General features: G+C 71.5%; 11 protein-coding genes. 5 read left to right on the forward strand and 6 right to left on the reverse strand.

What is annotated here, in order from left to right; genetic code table 11:
• Positions 1 to 99: 99 nt before the first annotated feature.
• Positions 100 to 801, forward strand: coding sequence for a FadR/GntR family transcriptional regulator (locus ACH4FH_RS36365; RefSeq protein WP_398560255.1), 702 nt, complete (start codon positions 100 to 102; stop codon positions 799 to 801).
• 64 nt (positions 802 to 865) lie between these two features.
• Here the strand turns inward: ACH4FH_RS36365 and ACH4FH_RS36370 are convergent, their stop codons facing one another.
• Complete coding sequence (locus ACH4FH_RS36370) at positions 866 to 2,725, reverse strand: GMC family oxidoreductase N-terminal domain-containing protein (protein WP_398560256.1); 1,860 nt, start codon at positions 2,723 to 2,725, stop codon at positions 866 to 868.
• Complete coding sequence (locus ACH4FH_RS36375; RefSeq protein ID WP_398560257.1) at positions 2,722 to 4,080, reverse strand: hypothetical protein; 1,359 nt, start codon at positions 4,078 to 4,080, stop codon at positions 2,722 to 2,724. Before ACH4FH_RS36375 ends, ACH4FH_RS36370 begins: the two co-directional genes overlap by 4 nt.
• A 403-nt stretch (positions 4,081 to 4,483) precedes the next feature.
• On the opposite strand from ACH4FH_RS36375, the gene ACH4FH_RS36380 reads away from it, so the two are divergent.
• Positions 4,484 to 4,981: a MarR family winged helix-turn-helix transcriptional regulator gene (locus ACH4FH_RS36380; protein WP_398560258.1), complete on the forward strand. Its 498-nt coding sequence runs from the start codon at positions 4,484 to 4,486 to the stop codon at positions 4,979 to 4,981.
• Between the two features lie 934 nt (positions 4,982 to 5,915).
• On the opposite strand, the gene ACH4FH_RS36385 is transcribed toward ACH4FH_RS36380, so the two are convergent.
• A complete protein-coding gene (locus tag ACH4FH_RS36385) occupies positions 5,916 to 7,982 on the reverse strand; it encodes a cellulase family glycosylhydrolase (RefSeq protein WP_398560259.1) in 2,067 nt (688 codons plus the stop codon).
• A gap of 240 nt (positions 7,983 to 8,222) precedes the next feature.
• Positions 8,223 to 9,176, reverse strand: a complete 954-nt coding sequence (locus ACH4FH_RS36390; RefSeq protein WP_398560260.1) for a hypothetical protein — start codon at positions 9,174 to 9,176, stop codon at positions 8,223 to 8,225.
• 814 nt (positions 9,177 to 9,990) lie between these two features.
• Here ACH4FH_RS36390 and ACH4FH_RS36395 point away from each other — a divergent pair.
• Positions 9,991 to 12,618, forward strand: coding sequence for a LuxR C-terminal-related transcriptional regulator (locus ACH4FH_RS36395; RefSeq protein ID WP_398560261.1), 2,628 nt, complete (start codon positions 9,991 to 9,993; stop codon positions 12,616 to 12,618).
• A 228-nt stretch (positions 12,619 to 12,846) separates the two neighbouring features.
• A complete protein-coding gene (locus ACH4FH_RS36400; protein ID WP_398560262.1) occupies positions 12,847 to 15,459 on the forward strand; it encodes a LuxR C-terminal-related transcriptional regulator in 2,613 nt (870 codons plus the stop codon).
• Between the two features lie 115 nt (positions 15,460 to 15,574).
• Here ACH4FH_RS36400 and ACH4FH_RS36405 read toward each other — a convergent pair whose 3' ends face one another.
• Entirely contained in the window at positions 15,575 to 18,325 is a 2,751-nt protein-coding gene (locus ACH4FH_RS36405; protein WP_398560263.1) for a LuxR C-terminal-related transcriptional regulator, read from the reverse strand.
• A gap of 518 nt (positions 18,326 to 18,843) precedes the next feature.
• On the opposite strand from ACH4FH_RS36405, the gene ACH4FH_RS36410 reads away from it, so the two are divergent.
• Entirely contained in the window at positions 18,844 to 19,191 is a 348-nt protein-coding gene (locus tag ACH4FH_RS36410; RefSeq protein ID WP_398560264.1) for a winged helix-turn-helix domain-containing protein, read from the forward strand.
• A gap of 130 nt (positions 19,192 to 19,321) precedes the next feature.
• Here ACH4FH_RS36410 and atpD read toward each other — a convergent pair whose 3' ends face one another.
• Entirely contained in the window at positions 19,322 to 20,740 is a 1,419-nt protein-coding gene (gene atpD / locus ACH4FH_RS36415) for a F0F1 ATP synthase subunit beta (protein WP_398560265.1), read from the reverse strand.
• Between the last annotated feature and the right edge of the window lie 83 nt (positions 20,741 to 20,823).

The following is a 20,823-nucleotide window of genomic DNA, read 5'->3' on the forward strand; positions in this document are numbered from 1 at the left end:
GAGCGGGCAGAGTTGACGGGCTGCTGCCTCATTGCTTCACTACGGAATCCCCAGTGGCTGAGCCACTGGTTCAGCCGGCCGGACTCCTGGAGACTTCCCATGCCTGACGAGACCCTCGCACGTCCGTCGGTGGTCGACCTGCTGGAAGCACGACTGCGCGACGACATCCTGGACGGTGCACACCAGCCGGGGTCACTGCTTCCCCCGGAACGCGATCTCGCCGCGCGCTACGGCGTCAACCGTACGACGCTCAAGCACGCCCTCACCCGCTTGGAACAGGCCGGCATGCTGCGTACCCGGCACGGCATCGGCACCAAGGTCCGAGACGTCCTGAAGGTAGGCGGCGCCGAGCTGCTGCCGATGCTGGTGACGCGGGACAGCACCTGGCTCGCGGAGGTCTTCGAGGCCCGCCGGCACATCGGCACCCTCATCGCCCGGCGCGCCGCCACTCGGCGCACCGCTGCCCAGGGGCGACGGTTGTCCGCGCTGCTGGCGACAGTGGCCGAGGCGGCGGACGGTGACGCCGCGCAGCTCGCCGACGTCGAAGTGCACCGGGAACTCGCCCGGGCCACCGGCAACAGGGTGTATCTGCTGCTCACCAACACCTTGTTCAATGCCTATCTGCCCGTGCGGCTCGCCCTGCGTGCGCCCTTCGAGCAGCCCGCCGAGGCCGCCACCCAACTCGCCCCGCTCGTGGAGGCAGTACGCGACGGCCGGCCGGAGGACGCCGAGCGCGCCGCGGAGCGCTATCTGCGGGCCACGGAAAAGCAGATGCTGCGTTCCCTGGAGACCACACACTGATCGGCGGGCCGGTCCCGCCGGGCCCCTCCCAGGCGGCCACGGCGGGCGGTCTTCGGCTCGCCGGTCAGGAGGCACCCGCCTTGAGCAGTGCCGTGCGGCTCACGGCGAGGGCGGTGGCCATGATGGAGAGTTGGGGATTCACCTCCGGGCAGCTGGGCAGGGCAGACCCGTCTGCGATGAGTACGCCGGCGGTCCCTCGGAGCCAACCGTCCTCATCCGCGGGGCACACCTGCGCGTCGGTGCCGATCGCGACCGTTCCGGTGGGATGGAAGGCGGAGAGGTGAAGCTGCCGGGCCGAGAGCGTGCGCACCGTCTCGTCGAGTTCGTCCGCGGACCTGGCCCGCGGGGCGGTGGTGACGCCCGTGAGGACCTCCTCCGCGCCTGCGGCGAACAGCAGCCGTCCCATGGCGCGGACCGCCCTCAGCAGGCGGTTCCCGTCACGCGGGTGGAGGGCGTACCGGATCAGTCCGCGGCCGCCCACCCGTCCGGAGGGGCGGTCGGCGACCATCGCGCCGAGGGTCGCCAGAGAGCCCGCGTCCGCCAACTCCGCGCGCAGTTCCTTTCCGAGGCCGGGGAGGATGAACGAGCTCATGCCCGGCGGCCCTCCGGTCGCCTCGATGAGGATCCCGTCGCTGTGCAGTTCCTCCACGCCGACGCTCTGGAGCACCCCCCGCCATGACTCGACGGGCTCCGGAAACCGACCGGCGACGCTGGTTGCGGGGTGGATCGCCAGATTTCGTCCCAGCCGCGGATGGCGGGCGAGCCCGGATCGCCACAGCAGGGGCGGGGACTGCAGAGCGCCTGCCGCCACCACCACCAGCGGGGCGAGGATCTCGCATTGGCTGCCGTCCGGCCGCCGGACGACCACACCGCAGGCTCGCGGCCCGCCCGGACGATCCGGCTCCGTCAGGATGCGCAGCGCCCTGGCCTCGGTGACGATCCGGGCGCCGGCCCGGCACGCGTCGGGGAGCACGGAGAGCTGGACGCTCTGCTTGGCGCCGGTCGGGCAGCCGACCACGCATTGGCACGAGCCCTTGCAGCCGGTCGCGTTGCGCCGCAGCGGCGCAGCCTGCCACCCGAGGCGCTCGGCGCCGCGCAGGGCGGTACGGCCGTTTCGGCCCAGGAGGTCGACGGGTGGGGTCGTCACCCTCAGAGTGCGTTCCACGTCATCGAGGCAGGCGTCGAACGCAGCTGTGTCAGCGATGCCCAGTCCGTAGATGTCGCGCCAGCGGGCCAGTACATGGTCGGGCGTGCGGAAGCACGTCCCGGAGTTGACGACGGTGGTGCCGCCCACTGCGCGCCCCACGGGAATCAGTACAGGCGGATTCCCGACAGCGAAGGTGGCCCCTCCGTCGCGGTACAACTCCCCGAACCTGTCGAGGGGCACCCGCCGTGCGAATTCCACGGTGGTGTGCTGCCGCCCCTCTTCCAGCACGATCACCCGCAGGCCGGCCTGGGCGAGCGTGCGCGCGGCCATCGCCCCGCCGGCACCTGATCCGACCACCACGGCGTCGGCGGTCGAGCGGTCCGGCCACGCGCCCGAAGGCACGCAGTCCAGCGGCGGGTCCTCCGGTGCCGTGGCGGCGGAGTCGGCGGCGGGTGCCTGGTGGAGCATGCGTGCCGTGCCCGCGGCCAGGAGTACCGGCATCTTCAGCACGTCGAACTGCGCCAGCAGTCCGGGCCGCCGGCTGATCGCGGCGAGCAGGTCCTCCCGCTCGGCGGGCAGCAGTTCGCCGAGCCGGCGGCCGGTCCGCAGGACGGCGTAGGCGTCGACGGCCGATGCGGCGCCGTGGACCGCCGCACGCGCCGCGACCGGCATCCTGCCGAGCAGGGCCGTGAGCCGCGCAGGCACCGAAGCCGCCCAGGGCGAGTGGTCGTCCTCCGCCAGCAACGTGGCGATCAGTCCCTCCAGTGCGCGGTTCATCGCTCCCCCACTTCGGCGTGCGCGGTGCCGCTCAGGCTCCAGGTGGCTTCGGTGCGCCAACGGCCCCACCAGCGCTCCAACTCGACTCGTGCGTCCGACGTCTCGCTGTTGCGGCACACCGCCGTACTGCCGTCGGGGTCGGTGTACTCAAGGGCCAGGGTCCGGTCCACCGGCTGGGTCACCCGGACCCGGATGCGACGCAGGCCGGACCGCCCGGTGACCGTCCACGACGGCAGTCCGATCCGGGCGCGGAAGCGGCCGGCCCCCAGCCAGCCGACGGCGCTGCGCCCCGCCGTCCGCGGCCAGGTGCCCCCATTCCTGCGCAGCCGGAGGAACACGGTCGGCGGCAGCCTGCGCAGTCCCGCCTTCTTCGAGACTGCGGCCACTATTTCCAGAATTTCCCCCGAGCCGAGGTCCGCGTGCAGCCAGGCCCATCGCAGGGCGTTGCCCTCGCCGTAGATCCGGGCGTCGGCGCCCGGTGCCGCTTCGAGGGGCAGCCGTCGTCCCTCGTGCGTGACGCTGCCGGTGTAGGTGGCGGACGGTGCGCTGACGAGGTGGGCGGCGGGAAGCAGCCCGCGCCGCCAGGCCCAGCGGGGAAAGGTGTACAGCGCGGCGCTTCGGGAGCGCCTGGTGAGGTCCCAGGCGAGTGCCCCTGTCGTGCCCCGCAGCCTGTCCGGGCCGGCTTCGACCCTTTCGGCGGCGAAGAACTGCGGTACGGGTCCTGCCGATGGCGCCACCGGATCCGGTCCGAACCGGGCGTGTTGCGGGGGTGCGTCCGGCGGGAAGAGCCCGACCCATCCGTGCGCGTAGGCGGACGATCCGTCGGAGGGTGCGGTCAGTTCATGGTGCAGCCACAGGCCGGTACCGGTCACCGGGTCCGTCACGGTCGTGTACCAGACCTCGGTCCGGCCGGGCTCGCCCTCCCAGCGGCGGGCATGCAGGGATGCCGGTTCATCGCTCAGGCGGGGCCATCGGAAGCTCGTCACGAACGGCACCAGGGAGCGCGCCACTTCGAACCGCAGCAGACCGTGTCCGGCCTGCTGCCCGCCTTCAAGCAGGACGAACGGAAGGACCGTCAAGGAGGCCAGCGGTCGTCGGGGGGAAACGGATTTCCAGCCGTCGAGCGTGTAGTGGCGTCCCCTCACGGTGAACCGCATGCGGTAGCGAATGCGGCGCCGGGCAAGGGGCGAGATCTCCATCTCCCCGCACACCGGCACGTCCACGGCGAGTCCCTCGATCCGCACCCGACCTTTGATCCGGCCGTCCGTCGTGCGATGCGGCAGCAACATCCGGTCGGTGCGCACCGCGAGGTCGAACCGCATCCGTCGCCCGGCGGATTCTCCTGCAAGTTGCACCGAGCCCCTCATGGTTTCCCTGAATTCCGTCGACCGGCCACCCATCGCTTCTGCCTCCGATTGATCCGTGTACCGGGGGGCCGACGCACACACCGCCGCTCGCCGAAGACCTCACCCAGTGGGTTAGTGGCTCAGTCACTCAACCACTATCGGATGCCCCTGACAAGACGCTCCCACCCCTCCCCACCCTTGCGTTCGGCGCGGACGAACCGCTCGACATGGAGCCGCCGTTGCCCGCATCGCACGCATCCCCGCCCGCCCGTCGCGGCCCCACCGACCAACAGCCGGACGCCTCCGACGGGCAGTTGCCGCTCCGCCCTCGTGGCGCTCGGCCGACCCTCCGGCTGCGCCGTTAGCACAACCGCATTTGCGCAACCGGGGTTGTCGAATACACAATGGCGCTGTGCCCGAACCTTCCTCACATGCCGTTGCACCCAACGATCTGGACACCGGCAGCCTCGCGCTCTTCGTCGGCTTCGCCTCCTCCCAGCTGGTGCAGGAGCAGCTCGCCGAACAGGGCTTCGGCGATCTCCGCTTCTCGCACGGCTACGTCTTCCAGCACCTCGTCGACGACGCCCGGCCCACCGTCGGGGAACTGGCGGCCAAGCTGGATATGACCCAGCAGGGCGCCTCCAAGGCCGTCGTCGAACTGGAGCGTCTCGGGTACGTCGAGCGGGTCGCCGATCCGCAGGATGCCCGCGCCCGCCGTGTGGCGCTGACCGCCCACGGGCGCGCAGCGGTCGCCGCGGCGCGACGCGCCCGGAGCGCCGTCGATGAACGCCTGGCCGCCCGGTTCGGCGCGGATCGGCTGGCCGAACACCGCGCTCTGCTGGCCCAGTTGCTCGACGAACTCGGCGGCACGACCGACGTCCGGCGTCGCAGCGTCCACCCGCCCGCCTAGGGTCGCCCTTCGCGTGGGTCGGGCCTCGTGAACCCGGCCCGGCCCTGCTGAATGGCCCTGGTGTTCAGCAGTCGCGGACCGGGTTGTCATGGCTGAGCCCGCAGGCCAGGCGGGCTCTCTGGGCCGGCCCATGGGTGGCCGCGAGCGCATCGTGGAAGCCCCGCCACTGCACCCGGGTGTTCTCCACGGCCACCCCGACGGGCGGCGATGTTCAGGGTGTCGTGGGTGATCCGGCCGGCACAGCCGCCGGGCAACGACGTGAAGCACCCCGTGGCGAGGTCGGTCGGGCCGGTGGAGATCGCGGCCGGGGCGGTGAGCCGGAGGAAGGACGTAGGGGTGGTCCGCCCCAGGCCCGGTGGATTGGCCGTCCCGGTGGCCCGTTGCGGGCCGGCATGTCGGTCCAGTTGCCGTGCGAGTAGACGCCCTGGCTCCCGTGCAGGGCCCGACCCAGACCTTCCAGCGCCGCGTACTTGGCGCGCCCGGGTACCGCCAGCGCGAAAGGTGCTACCCGGTTCGAGGCTCGCGTCGTGCACGTCCACCTCGCCCCCGGAGGGCCATGCCCGCCCCCTCGGGCGACGCGCGGGAGAAGTCCGCGCGAGTTGGTCGAGAGAGGCGGGCTGCAAGCACACATTCCCGCTCCGGCCGAGCGTGCAGGCGAGTGCCGCGCGAGTGATCCGCTCATGTTCGGCGTGCTTCCCGCAGGACAGGGGCCGGAGGGCAGGGTGCGGGCGCGACGCAGCTGGCATGTTCGTCTCCTGAGCAGGGGGACGGGCGAGGAGCAACGGCAGGTCCCGGTACCGCACTCCTCGCGTAACTAACGGAATAGTCGTAGGCCCGCGGTGCGGGGCTCACGGGCCGGGGCACAGAACGGGCCTGCAGGACGAGCGCCCGGTCCGGTGGTCCCGGCCGAGCGCCTGCTCCGGCGGACCGTTCGTCAGTGATCGAGCTTGCCGAGGAGCTCGACAGGATTCTTGTGGTCCCGAACGATGCTCTGGTTGAGCTGCGACTGGATGCGGGTCAGGTCGGCTTTGTCGCTCGCGCTCGGGTCGGCGACGACGACCGCGTAGTGCCAGGTGTCGTCGGTCTCGCCGGTTTCCGGGTCGTCCCAGACCATGAGCCGGTGTCCTCGTGCGGTCGAGGCATCCGTTCCGGAGTCCTGCGTGATCATCACCTCGTCCGGGAGATTCCTGGGCGCCTCGTCCTGCGCACCGAATCCGAACCGGGTGGTCTTCTCGGTGATCACCGCAGTCGACGCGGGGTTGAACTGCGGCGGCAGAGTGATTTCGGTCGGGGCGCTGGAGTGCCGGCTGCGCCAGGTGACGAGGGCGAACCTCTTGCCCTTGAAGTAGTGGGCGTCGGTGCCCTGCGGAGCGATCCCGTACCAGTCGAGCGGGGCCTGCCAGCCGTCCTTGGCCATGTCGTTGTAGGTGAAGTTCATCAGGTCGCCCTGCACGGCACGGGGGTAGACCCGCTCGGCGTTGGCCGGGTCGATGGTGAACGACACCGGTCCGCTGCCCTTGTTCACGACGGAGAAGTTCTCGTCGTTCCAGCCGTCGCCCTTGGTGATGACCTTGTCCGGATTGCCGTTCATGATCTCGTGGTGCTTGTCGTGGTAGATGTCCCAGTGCCACTGGGTACCGGAGATCAGCGGGGTGTACGGGTCGATGCGGTTGGGGCCGTTGGCGGCCTTCCACTGGTCGCTCTGTTCCATGCCCTGGTAAGTGGCCTTGATGATCCGGTCGGTGTCCTTGGCGCCGATGCCATTGAGCCACATCCCGTACTCGGAGAGGAACATCGGAATGCCTAGATACCGGGCCTCGTTGCGGACGTCCTGAAGCTGGGGCAGGTAAGTGTTGTTGTCGACCCCGTCGGGATTCGGCCCCATCCGGCCGGAGTCGTAGAAGTGGCTGTTGAAGACGAAGCCGGGGCCGGGCTTCTGCTTGAGGTAGTGGCCGCCGGTCGCCGGGGCGAAGACGCCGGCCTGGGAGTTCCAGAAGACCAGAGGTTCGGCGAAGACCTGCTGCGTGCTGAATCCGGTGTCGTCCATGACCTTGCGGACCCGCTTGTAGAACGGCCACAGGAAGTCGTTGTCGAACTTCGACCAGTCGCTGCCGACGACACCGCCGTCGGCCGGCTCGTTGAAGGGGTCCACACCGAGGAAGTGATCACGATCCTCGGCGTGCAGTTGGGGGCCGAGGTACTCCAGCGCCTGGGACACCTGCCACACGAAGGCGTCCTGGACCCGCGTCTGCTCCGCCGGGGTGCCCGCGGGGAGCGGCCCGGCCGGGCCGCCGAGGTTCTTGATAGGAGAATTCTTCCAGAAGCTGCGGTAGGCGCTCCGGATCAGATCGTTGGTCTGCAGGTTCATCGCCCAGTGCGGACACACGACCCCGCAGTACTCCTTCCCCCCGGGCACCGCCCACCGCGGCGCGCCGTTACCCGTGAACCAGGAGTCCTTATGCCACAGGTGCCGGGAGTACAGATCCTGGTGCCAGTCCAGCAGGACGTACATTCCGCGACTGGTGGCCTCCCTGATCTGTGCGGCGACCTTGTCCAGGTAGTCGTGGTCGATGACGCCCGGCTTCGGGTTGACGCCCTCCCAGGAGATCAGGAAGCGGACGACGTTGGTTCCCGTGAGGTTGCGCATCTGCTGGAAGGCGGCCGCGGCCTCGTCGGTGGTCTTGAACGGCTTGAAGCCTGCCTCGGCGGTCTTCGTCTCACCGGAGGCGTTCCAGCCGCGCAGGGATACTTCCCGGCCGGTGCCGTCCCGGAAGACCTTGTCCGTCACGGAGACCTTGCCGGCAGGGCCGAGATCCCGGACGACGGTCTTGTCGCCGATGCTGATCCGGGAGAATCCCGGCTGCCACTCGTAGTCCAAGCTGTGGTGCACCTCGCCCGCACGGGCCGGCGACGCGCTCATCGTGGCGACCACGCCCAGCAGAGCGGTGAGGAGGACGGGAGTGCGCCGTATACGGGAGGCGGCGCGGGCCTTGTGATGCATGCTGTTGCCTTGTCTTGTGAGGACGGATCGAGAACGCGGGACGAGGGAGCGGAGAACGGCTTCAGCCGGCAGTCAGGTACATGGCGTCATGGCCTTGGTGTTGCGGCACTTCCACATGCCGCCTCCGGCGTTCCAGATGCGGCCCAGGCAGCGGCCCAGCGCGATCTGTCCGTAGGCGTTGGGATGCAGGGATTCCTTGAGCTCCCCTGCAGCGCTCCGGTGTTGAAGTAGCGGGCCCAGTCACTGCCTGCAGCGGAGGGCGGGTGTGCGGCGTCGGCCATGTGCGTGCGCTTGGAGCAGGCCTCGCGTCCGTGCAGTGCGTCGCTCAGGTCGAGGAAGTCGGTGCCGTTGGCCTGGGCCACGGACCGGAGTCCGTCGTTGATGCGTGGCATAAGGGTGTCCCGGGCCCAGTCGAGGTCGGCGTTGAACATCGGGCAGCCTCGTATGTCCGCGCCCGGACTCCGGATAGCGCATCTCCGCCCCGCGCGGCAGCGGGGACGGGTAGGACTGCACGACCAGGTGGTAGTCCGCGGGGGCGTATCCCGCCCCGGCCATCGCCGCCCGGATTTCCTTGACCGGCCTGTCGACCGCCGCCATGGCGGTGGCGAACCGCGCCTGTACCTGGGCCCGCTGGGCGTTGCGACAACTGCCGGATCCGGTCAGGTAGCCGGTCATACACGCCTGAAGAATGTCGCCGAATCCGACGTCGTTGCCGCCGATCGACAGCACCACCATCTGCACACGGTGCGACCGCGCGACCTCGGCCAGGGCATCCGCCTGGGGCCGCTCGCCCTCAAGAGACTGCCCGCCGTGCGAGAGCCGCCAGATGTTCGGGGACTCAGCACCGGAGCAGGCGAGGTTGATGGCCTGGTCCACCGGGATTCCGGTGCTCTTGATCTCGGCGACGTCCGACCGGAAGCAGCCCCCGTCGGTGGTCCCGTAGACCTTGCCCGGGTCGTATCCGTTGGGCACCGCGGCGCGGTCGGTACCGCTGCGGTCGCCGAACGGGTCGTCGCTGTTGCCACGCCACCGGCCGGCGTTGCCCGCGATGTAACTGTCGCCCAGTGAGACGACGGCGGTCGGCCCGGTCGGCGCCGCCACCGCCCGGGCGGGTGTCACACAGGTCGCGGCCGCGATGCACAGCAGGGCAAGGACTTGGGGCATGGCGAGGGGGCGGGGTCTGGCTCGGCGCATAGGATTCGGTGCCTTCGGATCGAGAGGTGTGGGGGCGCACGTCGCCCGGGGACACCGAGCCGGACGCACCCGCGCCGGGCCCTGCGGTTCGGACCAGGCCTCTGCGTCCGGCCGGATGCCGCCGTTGGCTGCCGACAGGTCCCCGGCCGGTGCGGTGGCCCCAGGGTCGGCCCGGAAAGCGGTCCCCGATGGAGCAACGGCTACTCAAAGGCGCGCGTCCGGCGTGCATTTCGCCGCCGGAGCCCCGCCCTTGGCGGCGCGTCGCGGCGTTCCGCCGGGTCCGGGGCACGAGGTACTGGCCGAGGGGGCTGCCGGGCGCCACAATGCCGCGGGTACGGGCAGTTCCGCCGCCCGTACACGGAGTATTCGTGCGGAGTTGAGTAATCGCTCCCCTGGTCGGTGCCGGGACGGATACCGAGACTGGCCGGGACCATTGATCACTTGGCGCCGCCCCGCACTGCCCACGCGGCCGCCCCGGACCCGAGGAGGAGGTGGGGACATGTCCGCACCAGCACGCCACCGAATCCGGCGCACTCCACCGACGCCGGGACGGGCGGTCGGTGGGCCGCCGCGGGGTCGGCCCCACCGTCTCCGCATCCGTCCGTCGCCGCGCTGAGCTTCCGGTTCCCCGCCCGGTCACGCACACCCCTGCGCCCGGCCGCCTCGGCACGTACGCCCCGGCAGACACTGCGCACCCCTTCTCCGTACCCGGCCCCGAAGCGTCCCGTCACCCTGGCGGCCTGCTCCCGTCTTCCGCACGCGTCGTGCTGCCCGGCCGTCGACGAGCCGGTCCTGATTCTCAGCACAGGAACTCATGAATACTCTTCCGCTGCCCCCTCACTCCCCGGTCGCCCGCCCGCAGCCGGTGCTCGCCACCGGCTCGCCCTTCGTCGGCAGGGTCGGCGAACTGGAGCAGATCCGTCGCGTGTTGTCATCCCGGCAGGGCCCGCGCGGCGTTCTGGTCGCCGGCCCGGCCGGCATCGGCAAGTCCCGGCTGCTGCACGAGGCCCGGGCCTTGGCCCCGCGCCGGCAGCTCGTCAGCCTGCACCCGCGTGCCGACGCCACGCTCTCCGGCCACAACACGGGCCGGCGCCCCTCCCCCGCTGCCCGAGCCCTGGCCGATCTGGTCCGGGCCACGGGGCGGGACCCGGCGTGCGCCTGGCTGCTGAGCGTCGACGACGCGGACCTGCTGGGGTCCGCGCTGTGGCCCCTGGTGTACGAGGCGGCGCGTCATCCGGCAGGCAAGGTAGTGCTCTCGGTGACGGGCGACGGGCAGCCCCTCCCACCGGAGATCCAGGCACTGTGGAGCGACCACGCGCTGGTGCGTATGGACCTGCAACCGCTCGACGCGACGACAGTCAAGGAACTGACGGATTCGCTGCTCGAAGACGGGCTGGGGCAGACCAGCGCGGCGCGACTGGCCCAGTTGTGTGCCGGCAACCCGCGGCTCCTGCGGGAGGTTACCCGCACGGCCGTCGAGCAGCGCTTGCTGGTGCGGTCGGAGGGCTGCTGGCATTTCCTCCATGAACGTCTGCCCGTGCCACCGTCCGTACTGGAGCTCGTGGACCCTCAGTTGCAGCAGCTCGGCCCGATGGGCCGGGAGGTCCTGGAGCTGGTGGCCCTGGCCGGGGAACCGCGCCTGGCTGCGGTCGAGCGCTTCTGCGACGCCGAACAGCTGGAGGAACTGGAGCAGCGCGATCTGCTGCGCACCGTCGATGACTCACCTGCCGGCTGCGGTGAACCGCGCGTACGCATCACCCACCCGCTGGTCAGCTACGCGCTGTCCTGCGGCCTTCCGCCGCTGCGCCGACGGCGCCGGCTGCGGGACTGGCTCGCGGCGCACGGCGGACCGGCGGAGATGATGCGGCACGACGACTGCCTGCGCCTAGCCGAATGGCATCTGGACGCCCTCGAACAGCCGCCCAGGGCGCTGCTGGACCGGGCGGTCGAGCAGAGTCTGCACGAGCAGGTGCTGCCGAGCGCGATCCGGCTCACGAAGGCGGGCTGGCAGCACTACCCGGGTGAGGACACCGCCGAACTCCACGCCCGGGCGCTGACCGCCGGCGCCGAGTTCGCGCAGCTGACGGAGTTCGTCGCGACCGTCCACAACAGTGCCCCCCAATACGCCCGTGCCCTGGAACGGGCCGAGGCACGCGCACTGCTGCTCCAGGCCCGGTACGCGGAGCTGGACGCCGTGCTACCGCTCCTGCCGGAGGGCGAACAGGACTACTACCGCATGGCCGCCCGGTACTTCCAGGGCCGTTTCGGCGAGGCACACGCGCGGGCGGAGGCACTGCGCCGCAACGGGCCCGACGACCACGCCCTGGAAGCCGGGCTCATCATGATGGGATCGCTGTGTCACATGGGGCTGCCGGACCAGGCACTGTGCCTGTACCGCACGCTCCGCTCGGAGCTCGACCGCACGCCCGGCGGCCCCGCCAAATTCCACGCCGACTCCCTGGAGGAGCTGCACGCCTCCGCTCTTCACTACTGCGGCAGGTTCGACGAGGCGGAACAGATCTACTGGCGCGAGTACGAGCAGGCCGTGGAGAACCACCACGTGCGCATCGACGCACAGCGTGGCCTGGCGCTGGGGCACCTGCTGCACGATCGCGGCAACATCGAGGGAGCCCTGAAGTGCTTCACGTTCACCTCCAGTTACCGGGTGGGATGGCGGCAGTGGCACGTCAAGGCGGGGATCCACGCCGCCCTCGCGATCAGCTCACTGCCGCTGGACCGGCGGGTGGCGGACCGGCTGCCCGACGACCTGACCGCGGACGAGGCCGGTCACTGCGCGATGTTCCTGGCGGTGGTGCGGGCCCGGCGGCACCACGAGCGGGGGGAGACAGCCCTCGCCGAGCGGGTCCTGCACGACGCGGTGGCGCGGGCGCTGGAGGACGCGGCACATGCCGACGCGGCCATCGGACTGCACGAGTGCGCGCGGCTGTCCCTGCCGACCCCGGTGCCTCCTGCCACCGAACTGCACTTGGAGGGAGCCTTCCTGCAGACGCGGGCGGCATACGCGGAGGCGTACGCCGCCCGTGAGCCCAAGTTGATGGGACGGGTGGCGCGGGCCTTTGCGGAGATGGGTGCCGGCCTGTTCGCGGCCGAGGCGTACGCCGAACTGGCCCGGTTCCACCAGCGCTGCGGGGGCGTCAAGGCGGCCACCGCAGCCACCGCGCGGGCCCGGGAGCTACTGAGCGGCTGCGGACCGGTGGACACTCCACCGCTACGCTTCCTCGGCCGTTCGGCGCTCCTGTCGGACCGCGAGCGATTGATCGCCGGACTGGCGGCCCGCGGGTTGCCGGACAAGGAGATCGCCGGGCAGCTGTGCCTGTCCGTACGTACGGTCAGCAACACCCTTTACCGGGTCTACCAAAAGGTCGGGGCGGTGAACCGCCGGGACCTTCGCGCGCTGATGACGCAGCGGGACGGTGGGTGATCCGTGCCCACTGAGCCGCCGTCCGGGCCCCGTGGCCCGCGGACGGTCCGGCGCGCGGTGTGTGGTCCGGCCACGGCTCATGGCATTGACGGCCGACAGCTGTGCAGGGTACCCATGCTCGTGGCAGGCCTTCAGGCCCGGCCGTTGCCCCCACGATGATCGGCAGCCTGCGGTGCCACCGGCCGACCGCCGCAGCGTCCCGGCACCGCCGATGCGCAGGAAGCACCGATGAAGACAACGACTCCCGACCGCCCCCGGCGCGAGCAGTGCTGGCCGCTGCTCGGCCGCGATGCGGAGCTGGCCGAGGCAGGCCGCGTCATCGAGGACCCCCACCACGGTGGGGTGTTGGTGACCGGGCCCTCCGGCACCGGCCGCAGCAGACTGGCTCAGGAGTGCTGGCAGCAGGCCGGGCACCGAGGACACCCCCGGCTCCGCGTCACGGCGACCGCCGCCGCGCGCTGGCTGCCCCTCGGCGCTCTTGCCCCACTGCTCCGGCGCGGCTCCGACGGTGCGCCCGCCCTCGACACCGAGGGGTTGCCGGGACGGCGACGGCCCGTGCTGCTTCTGGACGACGCACACCATCTGGACGACGCGTCGGCCCGGCTGCTCGCTTCCTCGCTGCGTGGTGGGCGGATCGCGCTGGTCGCCACGACCGACGCACGGGGTGCCGCCGCTCCGTGGCCGGAGCACGCCCTGCAGGCCGTCCGCCTGGCGGCTCTACCGCAGGCAGTGGTGGGAGAACTCCTGGAACGGGTGCTGGACGGTTCGGTCGAGCGCAGGGCGGTGCGCCTGCTCCACGAGGCCAGTGGGGGGCGACCTCGCGACCTGCGGGAACTGGTGGACGACGCGGTGCGGCGGCGGGCGCTGGTGCCGGAAGGGCCGCTGTGGCGGCTGGTGGGCCCGCTCACCGCCACCCCGAGGCTCCACGCCCTGGTCGAGAGCCGTCTGCGTCGCCTCGACCCGCCGCACAGCGCGTTCCTCCAGCGGTTGGCGGTGTGCGGGCGCCTCGCGCTGGACTCCGCGGAACGGGCCTCTGCGGAGGTCCTGGCGGACGAGGGCTGGCTCCGCGTCGTGGCAGAGGGGTCGCAGGAGTGCGCCGAGCCGACCGGTCCGCTGTACCCGGAGGTGCTGCGCGCGGGGCTTCCGGCGCAGCGAATCCGTCGCATCCTGCGGGACCAGGCCGCACGCCCGCGGGCGCTGGACCCCGGCCCCGCCGGACTGCTGCGCTCGGTGTGCTGGCGCCTCGAAGCGGCCGACGCCGTGGACCCGGGCGAGCTGGAGCGGGCCGTCGTACTGGCCCGCCGGGCCCAGGACCATGCGGTCACGCTGCGGTTGGCCCGGGAGCTGGCCCAAGTGCGTCCGGAGCCCCGCACACTGCTGCTGCTGGCCGAGGAACTGTACGAGGGCGGCCATCCGCGAGAGGCCGAACGCACGGTACGACGGGCGCTCGATGAGGCCACTCAGGACGACGACCGGTTGCTCGCCGTGGTGGTGCACGTCCAGAGTCTGGCGTTCGGCCTGCTGCGGGTGGACGAGGCGCTCGAGGTCAACTCTGCGGCCCGGCGGGCGTTCGCCGGTCACCCGGATTTGGCTGTTCTGGAGGCGAACGAGGCCGCGCTGTGGAGCCTGCTGGGAGACGTACGGCGCGCCGAGCGGTCCCTGCGGAACGTCCCTACGGCGCCCGGAACCCCCGCTTCCGCCCTCGCGGCGGTGCCGCGCGTGTACAGCCTGACGGAGTCGAGCCGCACGGGCGACGCGGTGCGGGCCGCCCGGCAGGCGCGGGCCCACGGCCGGGTGGAGACCGGCGCCGACGGCGTGGCGCACCCGGCGTTGTTGATCGGCGCCGAGGCCCGTGCGCTGGCAGAGTCCGGGGCACTGTCAGCGGCGGAAGAGCTGGCTCGGCAAGGCTACGACCAGGCCATCGATGCCGGCGCAGGGCGCGCCCAGACCTGGTTGTCGGAACACCTGGGCTGGATCTGCTACCTCGGAGGCAGGCTGGGCGAGTCCCGGGTCTGGTACAGCAGCGTGCTCGCGCACGCTCGCGAGGTGGGGCTGCGCTCCGGTGAGTGGGTGGGTCTGTGCGGACAAGCACTGACCGCGGCGGTGTGCGGCGAGGTTGACCGCGCGGAACTGTGGTGGGATCAGGCTCAGTCGCTGCGCCCGGGTCGCTGGTGGCGTCCGGAGGCGGCCATGGTCAGCGCCTGGCTTTCGGCAGCGACCGGCCGGCCGGCCCGGGCCCGGGTCGAGCTCATCGAGGCCGCCGGGGACGCCTCTCGGCGGGGGCTGCGCACCGCGGAGTCCCATCTGTGGTGTGACGCGGCCCGGCTGGGTGCGGCGCGGGAGGCGGTGGCGCCGCTGACGGAGTTGGCGGCCGGCTCGGACAGTGCGCTGGCCGCCGCACGCGCGGACCTGGCGCGGGCGCTGGCCACCGGGCGGGCCGGTCAACTGGAGTGGTGTGCCGGCCGGCTGTCCTCGCTGGGGGCCGGGCTGCTCGCCGCGGAAGCCTGGAACACCGCCGCCACCGTGCACACCAGGGCCGGCGCCGCAGCGTCGGCACGCGCCGCCCGGGAGCGCGCGCTGGCGCTCACGGGCCCCGGTGGCGCCCGTACTCCCGGACTGGTACCGCCGGCGGTGCGCTGTCGGCTCACCGGACGTGAGCTGGACGTGGCTCTGGCTGCGGCGAGTGGCCTGAGCAGTGAGGAGATCGCCCGGCGGCTGTCCCTGGCGGTCCGCACCGTCGTCAATCACGTCCAGCGGATCTGCGCCAAGCTGGAGATCAACGACCGGAGAATGCTGCGCACCGCGATCCACCGCATGCCCGGGGAGCCTGCTGCGGGCTGACGCGGCGCCGTCAGGTGCGCGGCCGCGGGGGCCGGAGCAGGCCGCCCGTCGCCGTGACGGTGACGGGCCCCCGCCCGCGCCGCCGCAACCGGGGCGGTTCCACGGCGCCCTGCGGTCATTCCCACCATCGCAGCACGCGGTCGAGTTCACCTCGCGAGCTCACCCCGAGCTTTGCGTAGGCCCGTTGCAGATGGTTGTCGACGGTGCGCACCGACAGCACGAGCCGAGCGGCGATCTCCTGGCTGGTCAGCCCGCCCGCCGCCAGGTGCGCGACATCCCGCTCGCGGTCGGTGAGCGGGATGGCCTCGATCCGGTGCGGCAGTGGCGCGCTCACACGGTCCGTACCGCAGCGCTCCAGCAGCCTGCGGGACAACACCGCGGCGGCCGCGGCGGTACGCGACTCCCCCACCTGGGCCGCGAGCGCCGCCGCCCCGGCGGCGGCCTCGGCTCCCGTCATGTCGGAACCCAGCCGAGCGCATCGTTCGGCGGCCGCGTGCAGCATCCGGTGGTCCTCGTCGGCGAGCCCCGCGGCCAGCTCCGCCCTGGACTCGGCGAGCGGGCTGTCGCCGGCCGCGGCCAGTTCCGCAAGCCTGGTGCGCACCTCGCAGGCGGCGCCGAGCCGCGCGGCGTCCGCCAGAAGCCACCCCTCGTATGAGGCCATGCCCGTCGCTCGGGCACCGGCGGCGGCCTCCAGCAACAGCCGCTGTGCCGCCGGGCTGGCTCCTCGGGCCGCGTTCTGCCAGGCGGTCGCGAGCTGCCGGATGAGTCGGGACGCCTGTTGGCGTTCGCCCTCCGGGCCGCTGGTGGCGGCAAGTTCGCGCTCGGCCAGGTCGGCACGCCCGGCCTGGGCGTGCACCGCGGCCAGCCCCGCGCCCGCGAACACCACCGCCCGTCGGAAGCCGTGGCCTCGCGCCAGGCTCAGCGACTCGGTGAACCAGTCGTGCGCGGCACCGAGGTGACCGGCGATCAGTTCGCAGCGCCCCAGGTGCGCGGCGATCCAGATCTGCGGTGCCAGGGCGCGGGCCGCCACCGCTTGGGCGAAGGCCGCTCGGCCCACCGCACGCGCCTCCCCGCCTCGCCCGGCCTCGGTCAGCGCCGCGACGCGATAGATGGCCGGCCCACTGGCGTGCGACGAGGGGCTGCCCGGCCGCTGTTCGCGCTCGGCCGCGACGAGTTCCTCGTGCACGTCGCGGGCCAGGTCAACGGCCTCACCGGTGCGGCCGGCGTAGCCGAGGGCGAGCGAACGCTGCAGCTGTGCCCACAGTCGCAGCCGCGGGACGGTGATCTTCTCCGCGTCGGCCAACAGCCGCAGTGTGTCGGGCACGCCGCCCGCGTTGAGCCGGTAGGCAGCCTCGTTGACGCGCAGGACCCGCCGGCCGCCCGCGTCCAGCCTAGTGGCGGCACGGGCGTTGACCTCCAGGGTGCGAGCGGTGTCGCCCAGCCCCCAGTAGAGGTTCTGGGTGCGTTCCATGGCGACGGTGAGTATGTCGTCGTGGCTCTGGGCCAGGCGTTCCGCGGCGCTCAGGGAATCCTCGGCCTCCGCCCATCGGCCGGTGTGGTGGTATGCCTCCCCGCGCAGCAGCCAGACCTCCAGGACCGCGTCGCACCGCGGGACCCCTGCGAGCAGTTCGACGACCTTGGGGTAGTCGCGTACGTGGCGCGCCATGCGGGCCGCGGGGAGCAGCGTCTCCAGGCCGACGGGAAGTCCGGCGGCCAGCCGCCAGGAGGCGAGGCGCAGCGCGTCCTCGCGCCGGTGGGCGCCCATTTCGACAAGGTGGGCGGCCTGGTCGCGGTAGATCGCCCGACGGCGCGCGGCGGATGTGCCGCGACGCACCACTTGGCCGTAGAGGGGGTGATCCAGCAAGCAGACGACGCGCCTGCGGTCCATCCGGATGCGGATCAGCCCGTCCTCCTCCAACGCCTCGACGTCCTCCGCCCGGTGGCCGCCGTGCACCAGGGCGTCGGGTGAGAGAGGTTCGCACAGGGCGAGAAGCTCCAGCACCCGGCGCCGGCGTCCGTCGAGGCCAGCAAGTCGGCTGCGGACGATTTCGGTCAGCCGGCTTGTGCCGGTCAGCGGACCGGTGAGGTGCCACAGGCCGTTCTCGCGCACCAGCCCGGCCGAGTCGAGGGCGCCGGCGACCAGTTCGCGCAGGACCAGCGCGTTGCCGCGTGAGGCGTGGCTCAGGGTGCGGAGCGTGGCGTGCTCCACCGGCCCGCCGAGTACTCCGCGGACGAGTTCGGCCGTTTCGGCCGCGTCGAACGCGGCCAGGTCCAGGCGGTGGCTTCCCTCTTCGTGCTCGAAGGACTCCACCACGTCCGACGGTGGCACCGGAGTGCGCACCGTGCCCACCAGGAGGACGGCTCCGGTCCGCACCAGGTGCCCCAGCAGCACGGCGGAGGCGTTGTCCAGCAGGGGGAGGTCGTCGACCAGGACCACAGTGCGCCGGCGGGACCCTCCGTCTGCGGGGTGCGAGGCGAAGGCTTCCGCCGCGGCGTGGAAGGTCCGCACCGGGTCGTGGACAGGCGCGTCCGGCGGCAGCAGATGCCCGAGCGCCCCGAGCGGCAGCGCGGCGTCCGCGGTGGTGGCCACCACCCGCTCGGTGCGATGACCGGACCGTTCCGCGTCGCGCAGAAACTCCTCCGCGAGCCGGCTCTTGCCCACACCGGCCGGGCCGTACAGCAACAGGACACAGACCTCGGCGCTGTCGAGGTGGGTCCGGAAGGCGGCCAGCTCTTCGGCGCGGCACGCGAACGGCCAGCGGTGGCGCCGAGCGGCTGCGGCGGGGAGCGCCCCGTCACGGGCACCGGCCGCCGGGCCCTCACGTGCGTTGTCGTTCGGTCCCGAGGATGACCGGGGGGACGCCACCTCATGCTCCCTGCTCGTCGTGCCCTGCGCTGGCGACCGACCGGCCGCCCCGTAGCGGGGGCGGACCTTGGCCGGCCCACCCCCAGCTTGTCCGCTGCGGGCCATCAGCACATGAGTAAGGGTTGCTCCCGTGGTGCCGGATCCACGACGCCGGCAGCGCGATGCCCCTCCCTCCCCGGCTGCGCACTCCCCGCCCGCGACCACCGCGCGGGAGCTGCGGCATCCGTTCTCTCGCCATGCATCGGTCGCCCTCTCCGACGGCCGGCAGGGGAGTTGAGCACTGACGACCGATGACAACGGACCCGGTGTCCGCACGGATGGGCCCCGGCACGGCCCATGCAGTCCACGAGAGACAGCTACGGGAGACAGTCCCGGCCCCCGTGGCAAAGAGGCGATCACGTATCCTACTGGCACACACTCGGCATCCTCGCCCTGATCGTCGTGGCCACCGTGCTCAGCCCGGAGGACCGGTGGTTGCGGGCCCGGCTGCTGGCACGCACACAGAAACAGGCAGCCAGGTGACCGACACTCCCGAGGATCCGACGCCGGTGGATCCCGCGCTGGTGGATCCCACCCGTCTGTCGATCGTGTCCGTGCTGTCGTCGGCACAGTGGGCAGAGTTCGCCTTCGTGCGCGACACCGTCGGGCTCTCCGACTCCGCCCTGTCCAAACAGGTCAGCAAGCTGGAGGACCGCGGGTACCTCGAGGTGAAGCGTGGCCACGTCGGCAAACGGCCCCGAACCTGGCTCAACCTCTCGGAGGCGGGACGGCGCGCCCTGGAGGGTCATCTCAGGGCCCTCCAGAACATCGTGTCCGCCTCACGCCGGGCCGGGGAACAGCACACCAGCGAATTCCCGCCCCCCTGAGCAGAGCCGCGACTCCGCTCCGGTCCGCCTCGTCCCTGGCAGGTCGCCGCGCGCAGCGGACCGTCGGGGAGCGCGTCCGGCGGGCACCGGGCCCGGGGACGCACTCAAGAGTCCCCGGGCCAGGGCTCCTTCAGAGCATCGCCTTGGCGTTCCGCTCAACGTCCTCGATGCCACCGCACAGGAAGAACGCCTGCTCCGGGAAGTGGTCGTAGGCCCCGTCGGCGATGGCGTTGAAGGCGTGAATCGACTCGTCCAGCGGTACGGTCGAGCCGTCCATGCCGGTGAACTGCTTGGCGACGTAGGTGTTCTGCGACAGGAAGCGCTCGATCCGACGCGCTCGGTGGACAGTGGTCCTGTCCTCCTCGCCGAGCTCTTCGATACCCAGAATCGCGATGATGTCCTGAAGGTCTTTGTACTTCTGCAGGATGCTTTTGACGCGTGAGGCGCAGTCGTAGTGCTCCTGCGAGATGTAACGCGGGTCCAGAATGCGGGACGTGGAGTCCAGCGGGTCGACCGCCGGATAGATGCCCTTCTCCGAGATCGGTCGGGAGAGGACCGTCGTGGCGTCGAGGTGGGCGAAGGCCGTGGCCGGAGCCGGATCGGTCAAGTCGTCGGCGGGGACGAAGATCGCCTGCATCGAGGTGATCGAGTGACCACGGGTCGAGGTGATGCGCTCCTGCAACAGGCCCATCTCGTCAGCCAGATTCGGCTGATAGCCCACCGCGGAGGGCATGCGGCCGAGCAGGGTGGAGACCTCGGAACCGGCCTGGGTGAAGCGGAAGATGTTGTCGATGAAGAACAGCACGTCCTGCTTCTGCACATCGCGGAAGTACTCCGCCATGGTCAGACCGGCCAGCGCGACGCGCAGACGGGTGCCCGGCGGCTCGTCCATCTGACCGAAGACCAGCGCGGTCTTGTCGATGACGCCGGAGTCCGTCATTTCCTCGATGAGGTCGTTGCCCTCACGGGTGCGCTCGCCCACTCCGGCGAACACCGAGACGCCGTCGTGGTTGTTGGCGACGCGGTAGATCATCTCCTGGATGAGCACGGTCTTGCCGACACCGGCACCACCGAACAGACCGATCTTGCCGCCCTTGACGTACGGGGTCAGCAGGTCGATGACCTTGACGCCGGTCTCGAACATCTCCGTTTTCGACTCGAGTTCATCGAAACGGGGCGGATGGCGGTGAATCGGCCGGCGCTCGACAGTGTCGGCGGGCTCCTCTGTCCCGTTCAGGACGTCGCCGAGAAGATTGAACACCTTGCCCTTGGTGAAATCGCCGACCGGGACCGTGATCGGGGCGCCGGTATCGGTCACCGGGGCCCGGCGGACCAAACCGTCAGTGATCTGCATGGCAATGCATCGCACCAGGCCGTCCGCCAAATGATGGGCCACCTCGAGCGTCAAAGTGCGCCGCTCGCCCGCGAAATCCACGTCCACATTCAGCGCATGGTGAATCTCCGGCAGTCCGTCCGAGGGGAATTGCACGTCCACGACCGGCCCGAAAACGCGGGCAACCCTGCCGGTGACATCAGTGGCGGTAGCCATGAGGGGGCACTCCTTGCCTTCGCGGATGGGGCTCGCCCCATCTCGTCTCACGCACAACCATAGTTGTGCAACTATAGATTCTC

This window comes from Streptomyces sp. NPDC017993 (genome assembly GCF_044328065.1).
GTDB lineage: Bacteria > Actinomycetota > Actinomycetes > Streptomycetales > Streptomycetaceae > Streptomyces.